The sequence below is a fragment of the uncultured Aggregatibacter sp. genome, from assembly GCF_901873365.1.
Taxonomy (GTDB): domain Bacteria; phylum Pseudomonadota; class Gammaproteobacteria; order Enterobacterales; family Pasteurellaceae; genus Aggregatibacter.
The window spans coordinates 1-14,238 of record NZ_CABFLM010000070.1 but is presented as its reverse complement, the minus strand read 5'-3'; the positions used below and the strand labels follow the sequence as shown (position 1 = coordinate 14,238).

Genomic DNA, 14,238 nt, shown 5'->3' with positions numbered 1-14,238 from the left:
GAATAATGTTTAATATTCTCTTTTCTTTTATTTCTTTTTCTGATGTTTTATCTTGTGGATTAACAGATTTTCTTAGTTTGTATAAGATGAATGTTGAGAATATAAATAATAGCGGTAAATTAAATTGATCAAACTTAAGTTTTCCTAAAAACTCAAAGGATTCAGCTGGATTCGTTTCAAAAAATGCAGCGACCACGCCTGAATTTAATTTTCCATAGGATAAATAAACAGGATAGTAAAGTGATAATGTGATGACAATAAAAGTAAGAAAATACCAAAATACTTTTTGGTTAAATGAAAAAATCAAGTAGTAGAGAATATATATAACAAATAATCCGTAAAAGATGCTATCTTCGGGAGAAATGGTTTGTGTGAGAAAGGAAAGCCAAAAAAGCCACAGCCAAAATAGACGAGAATGTAGATAATTAAAGAATTTTTTAAGCATAAGTAAATGAAATGTAAAAAAATTTCCTTATTCTATACTTAATGACTTATTGACTCAATGATTATTATGGATGGCAGTGTAAAGATTTATTAAAGTTTTGTCAGTTTTTGTTTGTATGTAACAAGAGAAGCTATAACTTATTAAGCCCCGTGAATGGGGCTTAAGTAAGTATGATTATGCTATTTTCAGAATTTTTTTGGTTAAAAATAGATTAAATTTCTTTTGCAAAAAATATTCCGAATTTTGACCGCACTTTGTGTTTATTTATTGACTATAAATAGCCTTTTTCTCCACGTGGTAAGCTCACTAAACCGGAGCGGACGATCTCGATGACAACAGCTTCTTCTTTCAGCGTGCTCACGAAGGCATCCAGTTTGTCTTTGGTGCCGGTGAGTTGGATGATGTAAGACTTCGTGGTAACGTCCACAATTTGTGCACGGAAAATATCCGTCAAACGTTTCAGTTCTTCCCGCGCAACGCCTTGCGCACGAACTTTAATTAACATCACTTCACGCTCAACGTGTTCACTGTCGCTTAAATTAATCACTTTGAACACATCCACCAATTTGTGCAATTGCTTTTCAATTTGCTCCAACACTTGTTCATCGCCGTAGGTTTCAATAGTCATACGGGATAACGTTGGATCATCTGTGGGGGCCACGGTCAGGCTTTCGATGTTGAAAGCGCGTTGTGAGAATAAGGCGACGACGCGGGATAACGCGCCTGATTCATTTTCGAGCAATACGGATAAGATTCTACGCATTATGCATTCTCCGGTTTAGTTAAAATCATTTCATTCATAGCGCCACCACGCACTTGCATTGGGTAAACGTGTTCGTTGGCATCAACATTGATGTCAACAAAGACCAGTTTATTTTTAATGCTGAACGCTTGTTTAAGCTTTTCTTCCAATTCTTCCGGTTTGGCGATTTGAATTCCCACATGATCGTAAGCTTCTGCTAATTTCACGAAATCCGGCAATGAATTCATGTAAGTTTGCGAATGGCGACCGGAATAAATCAAATCCTGCCATTGTTTTACCATGCCGAGGAAATGGTTGTTCAAACAAATAATAACGATAGGAATGTCATATTGCTTCGCAGTAGAAAGCTCTTGAATATTCATTTGAATACTCCCATCACCGGTAATACAAACTACCGTTGCTTTTGGATCGGCCAGTTTGACGCCAAGTGCTGCAGGTAAACCGAAGCCCATGGTGCCAAGCCCACCGGAGTTGATCCAACGACGTGGTTTGTCGAACGGGTAGTGTAATGCAGCAAACATTTGGTGTTGTCCTACATCCGATGCCACATAAGCATTACCTTGAGTTAAACGATAGATGGTTTCAATCACTTGCTGAGGTTTGATTACGCCGCTGTGATGATCGAAATCTAAGCATTTCACGGCTTTCCATTGTTCGATTTGTTTCCACCAATCCGTTAAATCCGATTGAGACTTCGCAAGGTTTTCATCTTCTAATAATGATAAAAATTCCTCTAATACGCTTTCTGCGCTGCCGACAATCGGAATCGCCACCGGTACGGTTTTGGAAATGGAGGTGGGATCCACATCCACATGAATCACTTTGGCATGTGGGCAATATTTTGCGAGATTATTGGTGGTGCGATCGTCAAAGCGAACGCCGATACCTAAAATCAAGTCACTGTTATGCATTGCCGTATTGGCTTCATAAGTGCCGTGCATACCAAGCATCCCGAGGAATTGTTTATCCGTGCCAGGGAAAGCACCTAAGCCCATAAGAGAAGAGGTAACCGGCAAATTTAACTGCTTAGCAAAACGTGTTAAGGCATCGTGGCAGTTGGCTGAAATCACACCACCGCCCACGAAAAGCACCGGTTTTTTGGCCACCAATAAGGCTTTTAAGGCTTTTTTGATTTGCCCTTTGTGACCTTGCACCGTTGGGCTGTAAGAACGCAAAGTGACTTCTTCCGGATAAGTGTAGGCAAATTTGTTTAATGGATTAACAACATCTTTTGGTAAATCAATGACTACAGGGCCGGGGCGGCCGGTAGAGGCAATATAAAAGGCTTTCTTAATAATGGTCGGAATGTCTTCCGAGTTTTTAACTAAAAAGCTGTGTTTCACGACCGGACGGGAGATGCCTATCATGTCGCATTCTTGGAAGGCATCGCTACCAATTAACCCTGAAGGCACTTGCCCGGAAAGTACCACTAACGGAATGGAATCCGCATACGCCGTGGCAATACCGGTAATGGCATTGGTGGCGCCTGGGCCAGAGGTGACTAAAACACAACCCACTTTGCCGGTAGCTCGTGCATAGCCGTCAGCCATGTGTACTGCCGCTTGTTCGTGGCGTACTAAAATGTGTTCGATGCCCCCTAAAGTATGGATTGCATCGTAAATATCTAAAACCGCTCCACCCGGATAACCAAATAAAAATTCAACACCTTGATCACGCAAGGATTGAACGACCATTTCTGCTCCCGATAATTTCTTCATTTTTACCTCTTCCTATTTGCTTTAAAAAAGTATCGCTTTTTTTGACCGCACTTTTATACCGATAGTATAAGTTTGGCGCATTGCGGTTCAATGGAGATTATTCTTAACGAAAAGAGGTTTGCTTGTCTATTGAAAAGTTAAGAGAGGATTTAGTTTTTTAGCCTATTTTTCAATATAAAATTCTGCATAAGTTTATATGTTTGAAATTTTATAAATTAATTTTTAGTTTGGGTGGAAAAAATGCGACTTTATGTCGCATTTTATAAAAATTACAGAATTTAATTTTAAATTTGATTTTTGTGCACGAGATCACAAATTAGCGCTTTTTAAAGATAAACACGAGTAAGGTGAGTACGGCACCTGTAGTGATAAAACCTAGTAAGCCGGAGTAGGTGAACCCCACTACAACATAACCTGCAATAGTTGCTATTGCCACGGTAAGGGCATAAGGCAATTGGGAGGTGACGTGATCCATGTGGTCGCATTTCGCCCCGGTGGAAGACAAAATGGTGGTATCGGATACTGGGGAGCAATGGTCACCGCAAACGGCTCCTGCCATGACGGCAGATAAGCAAGGCAACATAAATTCTACAGAGCCCGGCATGGCGTGAGAGGCAATGGCCGCAGCGATTGGCAACATAATACCGAATGTTCCCCAGCTGGTGCCGGTAGAGAACGCCATGACAGAGGCTAAAATAAATAACAATGCCGGTAATAAGGCAAGTGGCAATGTATCAGAAACTAAAGACGCTAAATAAGCACCGGTTTTCACATCACTTACCACATTATTAATTGTCCATGCGAAGAATAGAATGAGAATTGCACCGGACATGGATTTAATTCCCACGCCCCAAGCTTTAACATATTCGGGAACATTCACCAAACGATCGGCAAAAATACACAGTGATGCAACCAAAACCGCACTTAAACCCCCGGTAACTAATGACACGCCAACAGTGGTATTTTCAAATGCCCCTAAGATAGAGAAAGGCTTGCCGTCAGCTGCTAAGGCTTCATTACCGGTATACATCATGGCAGAAACGGTCACGATAATTAAGGTTAAAATCGGTAATACAAGATTACGTACATGGCCTTTTACCTCAGAAGATTGCGTTTCGGTAATCTCTTCTGTACTTAGTGCTAATTTTTCATGTTTTGCCATCGCACCGATATCAAAAGAAAAATAGGCAACAAAAAAGACCATGATAATTGAGAAAATCGCGTAATAGTTCATGGCGCTCATTGCCATAAACGCTCCAATGGGTGAGTAGCCGGTAATGGAGTAGGTGGCTAATAAACCTGCAATAAGCGTAATAATGTAAGCGCCCCAGCTGGATACCGGCATTAATACGCACATTGGCGCAGCAGTCGAATCTAAAATATAAGCTAATTTCGCGCGAGAAACTTTGAATTTATCGGTAATTGGACGCGCAATCGCACCCACCGCTAAGCTGTGGAAATAATCATCAATAAAGGTGATAAAAACTAAAGAGGCTGCTACTAATTTAGCACCACGGCGACCTTTGATGTGCTTTTGCGCCCATTCAGCAAAGGCTCGGTTACTGCCGGACATGCTTAAAAGTGCGGTCAAAACGCCAAGCAATAATAAGAAAAGAAGAATGTTAATGTTGTTGCTATTTAATCCATCTTCTTTAATGAAGAGGGAAGCAATATTATTTTTTAAATACACTAAGGTATTTAATGGTTCAAAATTTGCCAGCATGGCGGCACCGACTAAGATACCCACGCTCAAAGAAATGAGCACTTTACGTGTAATAATCGCTAATGCTAATGCAAGCAATGGGGGAATAATTGACCAAATTGACGATGAGTAATCGATGAGTTCCATATGGTGTTCTACCTAAAATTAAGGGAGAACCACTGACTTTAAATACTTAGAATAACTAGAAATAATTTAAAAAGGCAGGCAAATAAAGACCTAACCTAACCAGTAGCGCTCCATAGTTTGATTGACTATGACAGTGACGGTTCTTTCGAAGACGCCACCAACCAGCTAAAACGACTCTTAACTGATTTCGGCAAACGTTCCTTTCCATTTTCTTCATCGTTATCCACTCTGAAAATATACTTATAACGTTTGCACCTCTACGTATGTATAGGACGCTATAAGACTACAATAAAAACAGAGAAATGCCAATATAAGAGAGATGTCATTGATATAAAATAATTTAAGAAATAGATATTTACCTTGGTATATAATTTGTTTATCATAATTCAGATTCCAGTTTACTTATATTAATACCAGAGGAGAAAATTAATGAGTGAAGTATTGAAAGTATTGTCTAATATCCGTAGCTTGCGTCTTGCTACGCGTGATTTTTCTGTAGAGCAATTAGAAAATCTTCTTGAAAAGATTGAAACGCTTGTTTCTGAGAAAAGAGTGGAGTTAGCGAAAGCTCAAGAAGAAGAAAATGCACGCCAAGAACGGATTGCAAAATATAAAGAATTACTTGAAAAAGAAGGAATTTCTAGACAAGAATTAGCTGAAATTTTAGGCTTGGATGTGTCTGAAAAAGTCAGCGGTGTTTCTAAAAAACGTTCAGCAAGACCCGCAAAATATCAATATGTTGATGAAAATGGCGTAACAAAAACGTGGACCGGTCAAGGCAGAACACCGAAGGCAATTCAGGCGCAATTAGATCAAGGAAAGCCTTTGTCTTCTTTTGAAATTTAATTGATAACAATGACTAAAAGAGACCCATTTTTATGGGTTTCTTTTTTTTTCAAGATGACACAGAATTTATGATTGAGAATAAAATACTATTAACCGACTGTTCGGATGCGATTGGGTTAATCTCCAAAATTACCAATATTTGTTATAAGCACCAATTAAATATTGTGCATAATAATGAATTCGTTGATTTTGAAACTAAGCATTTTTTCATGCGTACGGAACTCCAAGGCATTTTTAATGAAGAAACCTTGTTGGCTGATTTGGCACTGAGTTTACCTGAGGGGACGAATTGCCGCCTGCTCAGTACAAAACGTAAACGAATTGTGATTTTAGTCACGAAAGAAGCGCATTGTTTAGGCGATATTTTGATGAAAAATTACTATGGCGGTCTTGATGTGGAGATTGCTGCAGTGATTGGAAATCATGATGCATTGCGTACGTTGGCAGAACGTTTTGATGTGCCCTATTTTTGTATTAGCCATCAGAATTTGACCCGTGAAGAACACGATGCGTTGCTCGCCGAAAAAATTGACGAATTTGCTCCGGATTACATTGTGCTGGCGAAGTATATGCGCGTGCTAAATCCAAAATTTGTGGCACGTTATCCTAATCGAGTGATTAATATTCACCATTCATTCTTACCGGCATTTATTGGTGCGAGACCGTATCAACAAGCTTATGAGCGCGGTGTAAAAATTATTGGTGCAACAGCACATTTTATTAATAATGAATTGGATCAAGGTCCGATTATTATGCAAAATGTGATCAATATTGACCATACTTATAGCGCGGAAGCCATGATGAAGGCTGGACGCGATGTAGAAAAAACAGTATTGAGCCGCGCTTTAGATTTGGCATTGCACGATCGCATTTTCGTCTATAAGAATAAAACGATCATTTTATAGACCGCACTTTAATTGCTACAATAAGCACTATTCTGATTTAAGCCACCTTTCCGCCAAAAATCGAGGAAAGGTGGATTTTTTTATTAATCATGATTTGAGGCTTGAAAAGTCAATCTTAAGCCTTTATATACAAAAACATTAAAAAAACATAAGACAGGTTATGGGCAAGAAAAAACGCTCGGCGAGTTCTACTCGCTGGTTAAATGAACATTTTAAAGATCCTTTTGTACAAAAAGCGCATAAACAAAAATTGCGTTCCCGTGCATATTTTAAACTTGATGAAATCCAACAAACGGACCGTTTGTTTAAACCGGGTATGACAGTAGTCGATCTTGGTGCCGCACCGGGCGGTTGGTCGCAGTATGTCGTGAGTCAAATCGGTCGAAATGGGCGGGTTATCGCGTGCGATATTTTGGAAATGGATCCCATTGTCGGCGTAGATTTTCTGCAAGGGGATTTTCGTGATGAAAATGTGTTGAATACTTTGCTAGAGCGCGTCGGTGAAGAAAAAGTCGATGTGGTGATGTCGGATATGGCACCGAATTTCAGTGGAATGCCGTCAGTAGATATTCCACGCGCAATGTATTTGGTTGAGCTGGCATTGGATATGTGTAAACAGGTGTTGGCAAACAAAGGTAGTTTTGTTGTAAAAGTTTTTCAGGGTGAAGGTTTTGATGAATACTTAAAAGAGATTCGTTCTCTCTTTAGTGTGGTAAAAGTTCGGAAACCTGAGGCCTCTCGAGATCGTTCTCGGGAAGTTTATATCGTTGCAAGCGGCTATAAGTTTTAATGGTGAAGTCACAAAGAAAGACAATCAATTTGATAACTTTCACTTTCGAAACAAATATAGTAACCTTGCGACATTTTATTAACTTTATAAATATGGGGTAATGCCTTGAACGATATGGTAAAAAATTTAATTCTTTGGGTTGTTGTTGCTGTCGTCATGATGACGGCATATCAAAGTTTTAATTCGGCTTCTAACGGCAATGTAACGGACTATACCACTTTTATTACTGATATTGAAAATGGTCAGGTGCGTCAGGCTAAGTTTGAAGACAATGAAATTTTAGTTACCAAAGCAGATGGAGCTAAATATACCACTGTCATTCCTTTAGAAGATAAAAACTTATTGAATGATTTATTAAATAAAAAAGTTAAAGTAGAAGGCACCCCTCAGGAGAGAAGAGGATTATTATCTCAAATCTTGATTGCTTGGTTCCCGATGCTGTTATTAATTGGCGTTTGGGTTTTCTTCATGCGTCAAATGCAAGGCGGTGGCGGTAAAGCCATGAGCTTTGGTAAAAGCCGTGCGCGTATGATGACACAAGAGCAAATTAAAACCACTTTTGCAGATGTAGCCGGTTGTGATGAAGCAAAAGAAGAAGTGGCTGAAATCGTTGACTTCTTACGTGAACCGAAAAAATTCCAAAATTTAGGCGGTAAAATTCCAAAAGGGATTTTAATGGTTGGTCCTCCGGGTACGGGTAAAACCTTATTGGCGAAAGCCATTGCCGGGGAAGCGAAAGTACCTTTCTTCACGATTTCCGGTTCTGATTTCGTAGAAATGTTTGTGGGGGTCGGGGCTTCTCGTGTGCGCGATATGTTTGAACAAGCGAAGAAAAATGCACCTTGTTTGATTTTTATCGACGAAATCGATGCCGTTGGTCGCCAACGTGGTGCCGGGCTTGGCGGTGGTCATGATGAACGCGAGCAAACCTTAAACCAAATGTTGGTTGAAATGGATGGATTTGAAGGAAATGAAGGCGTTATCGTGATTGCTGCAACTAACCGTCCGGATGTTTTAGATCCAGCGTTAACCCGCCCGGGACGTTTCGACCGTCAAGTGGTGGTTGGATTGCCTGATGTAAAAGGCCGTGAGCAAATCTTAAAAGTGCATATGCGAAAAGTACCTGTTGGGCCGGATGTGGATGCAATGACGCTTGCGCGTGGTACGCCGGGTTATTCCGGTGCGGATTTGGCAAACTTGGTGAATGAGGCGGCGTTATTTGCTGCACGTACCAATAAACGTACCGTGACAATGGTTGAGTTTGAAAAAGCCAAAGATAAAATCAACATGGGACCTGAACGTCGCACCATGATCATGACTGATAAGCAAAAAGAGTCCACCGCATATCATGAAGCGGGTCATGCCATTGTTGGTTATTTGGTGCCGGAACATGATCCTGTGCATAAAGTAACTATCATTCCACGCGGACGTGCCCTAGGGGTAACCTTCTTCTTACCGGAAGGCGACCAAGTCAGTATCAGTCAAAAACAATTGGAAAGTAAACTTTCTACATTGTATGCAGGACGTTTAGCAGAAGACTTGATTTACGGCGAAGAAAATATTTCTACAGGCGCTTCTAACGATATTAAAGTGGCAACTAATATTGCTCGTAACATGGTTACTCAATGGGGTTTCTCCGATAAACTGGGTCCAATTCTTTACACTGAGGATGACGGGGAAGTGTTCTTGGGCCGTTCCATGGCGAAAGCAAAGCACATGTCTGATGAAACTGCGCATGTGATCGATGAGGAAGTCCGTGCGATTGTGACACGTAATTATGCTCGTGCGAGACAAATTCTGATCGACAATATGGATATTTTACACGCCATGAAAGATGCGTTAGTAAAATATGAAACCATTGAAGAAGAGCAAATCAAACAGTTGATGAATCGCCAACCGGTTACACCGCCAGCAGGCTGGGAAGAATCTAAATAGCGAGCATTTCGCTTAGTTTAGCTGCCTTCACAAGGCTTATGTATTCCTTGTGAAGGCAGTGATTTAATAAGCCATAAGAAAGGAAGATTTACGCAATAAAATGCGTTCTTTTTCGAGGGAGTTGGTGAATAATGTTTGTGACCACCCCAACGATAGGAAGATTATTCCAGTTAGACGTTTTAATATTTTCTTTGTCTTTATCTAACGATAAAAAGACGAATTCGCCGTCTGTATAAGCGATCAATTCATAAAGACAAAAATTATTTTCAATTTCCATCACCACGAATTCTCCGATAAATACCTTATCACTCTTTTCAACGACTAACATATCACCCGCTTCAATTCCCCATGCTAATAGATTGGGATTGGAGATATGAATAAAACATGTCTGTTTTGGGTGTTTTACACAATACAAGTTGAGGTCGAGTTTTTTGCGATAGTGGAATTTTTCTGATTTTTGTTCTTCAAAAAAAGGAAGCGGTTGATAGGATGAACCGCTGTAGTTCATTGAAACAAGCGTATTATTGTTATTCATGGTAATTCCTTAGCGTAAGCCTAAATTTTCTATATTTCAATTTTACTGTGTTTATATACAGTATGTCAACATATTGCTGTACTTTCTCATCTTGCTTATGCCAATAAAAATTTGATCTGTTCTGTTTTCTTTAATTGAAATTTAGGCTATCTTTAATTCCCTCAGGGGAATCACATGTGATTCAAAGACTCATCGCAACTTTATTTGCACAACATCATTAATTTAATATGAAAACATCACGTTTAATTTCTTTATTTTTTCAGGGCAATTTGGTCAAACGGATTGCCATCGGCTTGGTTTTAGGTATCGTTGTTGCTCTCGTTACGCCTATTTTGGAACCATCACTCGGTTTTAACTTGGCAAGCGAAGTCGGCGTACTTGGCCAGATCTTTGTGCGCTCACTCCGCGCAGTTGCGCCATTATTAATTTTTGTTTTAGTCATGGCGGCAATTGCCAATAAAAAGGTGGGGACACAAACCAGCATGAAATCTATCATTATGCTTTATTTGCTTGGTACTTTCTTGGCCGCATTAGTCGCCGTAATTGCCTCTTTCTTATTTCCGGTGGAAGTGGCACTTTCTGTCAAAGAAGATATCGCGTCGGCACCTAAAGGGGTTGGCACAGTGTTATTAGATCTTGTATTTAATGTCGTGGACAACCCGCTAAATGCCATTTTTAAAGCGAATTTTATTGGTGTATTGGCGTGGTCAATCGGTTTAGGCTTAGCACTTCGTCATGCCTCAGACACAACAAAAAATGTGGTGTCAGATTTTTCTGAAGCCGTGTCTAAGATTGTTTATGTCATCATCACATTTGCGCCTATCGGTGTATTTGGCTTGGTTGCTCAAACACTTGCAGATAAAGGATTAGTAGCGTTAGGCGGTTATGCTCAGTTATTAAGTGTTTTAATTGGTGCAATGCTATTTGTCGCCTTTGTCGTGAATCCAATTTTAGTTTTCTGGAAAATTCGCCGTAACCCTTATCCACTTGTTTGGACTTGTTTGCGTGAAAGTGGATTAACCGCATTTTTTACCCGTAGTTCAGCAGCAAATATTCCGGTGAATATTAATTTGGCAAAACGTTTGAATTTAGACGAAGAAACTTATTCTGTGTCTATTCCGTTAGGCGCGACCATTAATATGGCCGGTGCGGCAATTACCATTACGATTCTTACACTTGCGGCAGCGAATACATTAGGCATTGAGGTTTCTTTCAGTAGTGCAATTTTACTTAGTATTGTTGCAAGTTTATGCGCGTGTGGTGCTTCTGGTGTGGCCGGTGGATCCTTGCTATTGATTCCTTTAGCCTGTAGCTTATTCGGTATTTCCGATGATGTCGCTGCGCAAATGATTGGAGTTGGCTTTATTATTGGTATTCTGCAAGATTCAACTGAAACCGCATTGAACTCTTCTACAGACGTTCTGTTTACAGCGGCAGCCTGTATTGCAGATGAAAATAAGAAAACAACAGCATAATTGCAGAGAAAGGGTAGAGGTGTTCTACCCTTTGTCTTTTATGGATATATAAAATCTCATTTATTTTGCTAAGGGGATCGGGTAGAATTTCAGAAAAATAAACAGCTTAATAAGGTAGTTACGATAATGAAATTAATGAAAGTCATCGCTTTAGTCTCGTTTGCTTCTATTGTAGTGGTCGGTACAGCGCTGGCGGCGAAACAAGGGATAAAATCCAAAGAATCGGAATCCGCCTCTTCAGCACCACAGGCAACGCAAACCGCACAGAAGAATACGAATGACACGCCTCTCTCGCTTTTCCAAAAACACGTTAATATTCATTTTGAAGAGCGGAAATTTATTGTTAACGAAGATAACCAAGCGTATGTTCTGGCGAAATATTCTATTGAGAATCTGGGGAATAAACCGATCAAATCGCTTTACTGGATTGCATCATATTGGCATGACCAACACATGCTTTATTCTCAGGATATTCCTCTCGATTTTGCAAAACCGTTAGCAGCGAAATCTAAAGCGACAGTCAACTTACGCATTCCGTTTAATAAAATTCAAGATGAATACCGCACGTTGTTTACTAATTCACAGGATGTCTCCGTGTATTCTGTTCCTCGTAGTGTAACCTTTGTGGATGGACAACAAATCAATGTCGCGAATTAATTGACGTTGACATAAAACGCAAAATATCTTGAGGGTATTTTGCGTTTTGTTTTTTTCCTTAGCGCACAAAATGTGTGGCTAAAGATGATCGAGATCTGATATTGGCAATATCATTGCGTTAAAAGTGCGGTCATTTTTTCAATATTTTTTCATTTTTTATAGGATTTTTTTTGTGGCACTTATCAGCTTAACCAACGGATATCTTTCTTTCAGCGATGCCCCTTTATTGGATCATGCAGAGCTACATATTGAACCCAATGAACGCGTCTGCTTAGTCGGTCGTAACGGCGCAGGCAAATCTACATTGCTTAAAATCATTGCCGGCGATGTCATCATGGATGACGGCAAAGTGCAGTATGAAAAAGACTTGGTGGTGTCCCGTTTAGAGCAGGATCCGCCGCGCCATGCGGAATGCAATGTGTTTGATTATGTGGCGGAAGGGATTGAGCATTTGGCGGATTTATTGAAGGAATACCATCATATTTCTGTGCAGCTAGAGCAGCATTACGGCGAGCAAACGTTAAATCAACTTGCTCAAATTCAAGCGAAATTGGAACATGCTAATGGCTGGCAATTTGAAAATAAAATCAATGAAGTGTTACAAAAATTGGAATTAAATCCGAATACGAAGCTTACTGATTTATCCGGTGGTTGGTTGCGTAAAGCCGCTTTGGCGCGCGCCTTAGTGTGTAACCCGGATGTGTTGTTGTTAGATGAGCCGACTAACCACTTGGATGTGGATGCCATCGAATGGTTGGAAAATTTCCTGATGGAATTTGACGGGAGCATTGTGTTTATTTCTCACGACCGTTCTTTCATTCGCAAAATGGCGACTCGCATCGTGGATTTAGATCGCGGCAAATTGGTGTCTTATCCCGGCAACTACGATTTATACCTTACCGCGAAAGAAGAAAATTTGCGGGTAGAAGCGTTACAAAATGAGCTGTTTGATAAACGCTTAGCGCAAGAAGAGGTCTGGATTCGCCAAGGGATTAAAGCCCGTCGCACCCGTAATGAAGGACGCGTACGCGCGTTAAAAGCCATGCGCGAAGAACGTCGCCAACGTCGTGACGTGATGGGCACCGCAAAATTGCAATTAGACACCTCCAGCCGCTCCGGCAAAATCGTGTTTGAAATGGAAAACGTTAGTTACGACATTGATGGCAAACAATTACTTAAAGATTTTAGTACCACCATTTTACGCGGTGACAAAATCGCTTTAGTCGGCCCGAATGGGTGTGGTAAAACCACCTTTATCAAATTGCTACTTGGTGAAATTCAACCGACAAGTGGCTCCATTCGCTGCGGAACCAAATTAGACATTGCCTATTTTGATCAATATCGTGCCGATCTTGATCCGGAAAAATCCGTGATGGATAACGTTGCAGATGGCAAGCAGGACGTGGAAGTCAACGGCATCAAACGTCATGTATTGGGCTATTTGCAAGATTTCCTGTTCCCACCAAAACGCGCCATGACGCCGGTGAAAGCCCTTTCCGGTGGTGAACGTAACCGCTTGTTATTGGCAAAATTATTATTAAAACCGAATAATTTATTGATTCTTGATGAGCCGACCAATGACTTGGACGTAGAGACCTTGGAGCTTTTGGAAGAAATTCTCACCGACTACCAAGGCACATTGCTTATCGTTAGCCACGATCGTCAATTCATCGACAACACCGCCACGGAATGCTACATCTTTGAAGGCGACGGCGTGTTGAATAAATATGTTGGCGGCTTCTTTGATGCCAAACAGCAACAAGCCAATTATTTTGCTCAAAGAGCCGAACAGGATGCTGTAAAACAGAAAAAAATTGAGCCGAAAAAAGAAGAAAGTGCGGTAGAAAATAAATCGGTTTCCAATAAACCCAAATCCGTCAAACTTTCTTACAAAGAACAGCGCGAACTGGAACAGCTTCCGCAACTGTTGGAAGATTTAGAAGAAAAAATCACCGCACTTCAAACCGAAATCGGTGACCCGAATTTCTTCCAACAATCTCATGATGTGACAGATGCCAAACTGAAAGCGTTGGCTGACGCCGAAGCCGAACTGGAAACGGCATTTATGCGTTGGGAAGCATTGGAAGAAAAGAAAAATTTAGCGGAAGGAAAGTAGCTAAGTTTTAAGAAGCAAATAACAATCCACACGTAAAACGTGCGGTTTTTAGGCTTACCTATAATGGCCTATACTTCACAAGCCTCTCAAGGGGCTTGTGAAAATCGGTCACCGTGTTTATTTTCACATCACTATTTTAGTGAATCGTAGCGTGCAACTTGTTGCACGAAATCATGAATGCCCGAAAGCGTTAAATAACGTTCC

11 protein-coding genes, 1 pseudogene and 1 riboswitch are annotated in these 14,238 nt (G+C 40.5%); of the genes and pseudogenes, 7 read left to right on the top strand and 5 right to left on the bottom strand.

The window, feature by feature from the left end; genetic code table 11:
- From QZ106_RS06055 to QZ106_RS06040, 4 genes and pseudogenes are all read right to left on the bottom strand, one after another.
- Positions 1-445 (bottom strand): annotated as a pseudogene (locus QZ106_RS06055) (hypothetical protein); the annotation flags it as partial.
- 271 nt (positions 446-716) lie between these two features.
- Positions 717-1,208 (bottom strand): acetolactate synthase small subunit, encoded by a 492-nt coding sequence (gene ilvN / locus QZ106_RS06050; RefSeq protein WP_295975566.1) that lies wholly within the window; start codon positions 1,206-1,208, stop codon positions 717-719.
- Positions 1,208-2,926 carry an acetolactate synthase 3 large subunit gene (locus tag QZ106_RS06045; RefSeq protein ID WP_295975565.1) on the bottom strand — a complete coding sequence of 573 codons (1,719 nt, stop codon included), beginning with the start codon at positions 2,924-2,926 and terminating at the stop codon, positions 1,208-1,210. The genes ilvN and QZ106_RS06045 overlap by 1 nt, the downstream gene beginning before the upstream one ends.
- 316 nt (positions 2,927-3,242) lie before the next feature.
- On the bottom strand, positions 3,243-4,775 hold the full coding sequence (locus QZ106_RS06040) for a Na+/H+ antiporter NhaC family protein (RefSeq protein ID WP_295975563.1): 1,533 nt from the start codon (positions 4,773-4,775) through the stop codon (positions 3,243-3,245).
- Between the two features lie 95 nt (positions 4,776-4,870).
- Positions 4,871-5,043: riboswitch (Lysine riboswitch) on the bottom strand.
- A gap of 161 nt (positions 5,044-5,204) precedes the next feature.
- Between QZ106_RS06040 and QZ106_RS06035 the strand changes: the two genes are divergently transcribed.
- The 4 genes from QZ106_RS06035 to ftsH all read left to right on the top strand — a co-directional run bounded on the left by QZ106_RS06035 (position 5,205) and on the right by ftsH (position 9,251).
- A complete protein-coding gene (locus QZ106_RS06035; RefSeq protein WP_295975559.1) occupies positions 5,205-5,621 on the top strand; it encodes an H-NS family nucleoid-associated regulatory protein in 417 nt (138 codons plus the stop codon).
- 68 nt (positions 5,622-5,689) lie between these two features.
- Positions 5,690-6,526 carry a formyltetrahydrofolate deformylase gene (gene purU / locus QZ106_RS06030; protein ID WP_295975556.1) on the top strand — a complete coding sequence of 279 codons (837 nt, stop codon included), beginning with the start codon at positions 5,690-5,692 and terminating at the stop codon, positions 6,524-6,526.
- 160 nt (positions 6,527-6,686) lie between these two features.
- Positions 6,687-7,316, top strand: a complete 630-nt coding sequence (gene rlmE / locus QZ106_RS06025; RefSeq protein ID WP_021616954.1) for a 23S rRNA (uridine(2552)-2'-O)-methyltransferase RlmE — start codon at positions 6,687-6,689, stop codon at positions 7,314-7,316.
- A 114-nt stretch (positions 7,317-7,430) separates the two neighbouring features.
- Positions 7,431-9,251, top strand: coding sequence for an ATP-dependent zinc metalloprotease FtsH (ftsH, locus tag QZ106_RS06020; protein WP_295975552.1), 1,821 nt, complete (start codon positions 7,431-7,433; stop codon positions 9,249-9,251).
- Between the two features lie 88 nt (positions 9,252-9,339).
- On the opposite strand, the gene QZ106_RS06015 is transcribed toward ftsH, so the two are convergent.
- On the bottom strand, positions 9,340-9,786 hold the full coding sequence (locus QZ106_RS06015; RefSeq protein WP_295975549.1) for a S24 family peptidase: 447 nt from the start codon (positions 9,784-9,786) through the stop codon (positions 9,340-9,342).
- Between the two features lie 227 nt (positions 9,787-10,013).
- On the opposite strand from QZ106_RS06015, the gene sstT reads away from it, so the two are divergent.
- From sstT to QZ106_RS06000, 3 genes are all read left to right on the top strand, one after another.
- Positions 10,014-11,261 (top strand): serine/threonine transporter SstT, encoded by a 1,248-nt coding sequence (gene sstT / locus QZ106_RS06010; protein ID WP_295975547.1) that lies wholly within the window; start codon positions 10,014-10,016, stop codon positions 11,259-11,261.
- 126 nt (positions 11,262-11,387) lie between these two features.
- Positions 11,388-11,918, top strand: coding sequence for a hypothetical protein (locus QZ106_RS06005; RefSeq protein ID WP_295975544.1), 531 nt, complete (start codon positions 11,388-11,390; stop codon positions 11,916-11,918).
- A 172-nt stretch (positions 11,919-12,090) separates the two neighbouring features.
- Positions 12,091-14,034: an ABC transporter ATP-binding protein gene (locus QZ106_RS06000; RefSeq protein WP_295975538.1), complete on the top strand. Its 1,944-nt coding sequence runs from the start codon at positions 12,091-12,093 to the stop codon at positions 14,032-14,034.
- The last annotated feature ends 204 nt before the right edge of the window (positions 14,035-14,238 follow it).

What these genes read in the sequence shown, in the direction of transcription:
- ilvN (WP_295975566.1), bottom strand. Translation starts at nt 1,208, where the DNA reads ATGCGTAGAATCTTATCCGTATTGCTCGAAAATGAATCAGGCGCGTTA.
- QZ106_RS06045 (WP_295975565.1), bottom strand. Translation starts at nt 2,926, where the DNA reads ATGAAGAAATTATCGGGAGCAGAAATGGTCGTTCAATCCTTGCGTGAT.
- QZ106_RS06040 (WP_295975563.1), bottom strand. Translation starts at nt 4,775, where the DNA reads ATGGAACTCATCGATTACTCATCGTCAATTTGGTCAATTATTCCCCCA.
- QZ106_RS06035 (WP_295975559.1), top strand. Translation starts at nt 5,205, where the DNA reads ATGAGTGAAGTATTGAAAGTATTGTCTAATATCCGTAGCTTGCGTCTT.
- purU (WP_295975556.1), top strand. Translation starts at nt 5,690, where the DNA reads ATGATTGAGAATAAAATACTATTAACCGACTGTTCGGATGCGATTGGG.
- rlmE (WP_021616954.1), top strand. Translation starts at nt 6,687, where the DNA reads ATGGGCAAGAAAAAACGCTCGGCGAGTTCTACTCGCTGGTTAAATGAA.
- ftsH (WP_295975552.1), top strand. Translation starts at nt 7,431, where the DNA reads ATGGTAAAAAATTTAATTCTTTGGGTTGTTGTTGCTGTCGTCATGATG.
- QZ106_RS06015 (WP_295975549.1), bottom strand. Translation starts at nt 9,786, where the DNA reads ATGAATAACAATAATACGCTTGTTTCAATGAACTACAGCGGTTCATCC.
- sstT (WP_295975547.1), top strand. Translation starts at nt 10,014, where the DNA reads ATGAAAACATCACGTTTAATTTCTTTATTTTTTCAGGGCAATTTGGTC.
- QZ106_RS06005 (WP_295975544.1), top strand. Translation starts at nt 11,388, where the DNA reads ATGAAATTAATGAAAGTCATCGCTTTAGTCTCGTTTGCTTCTATTGTA.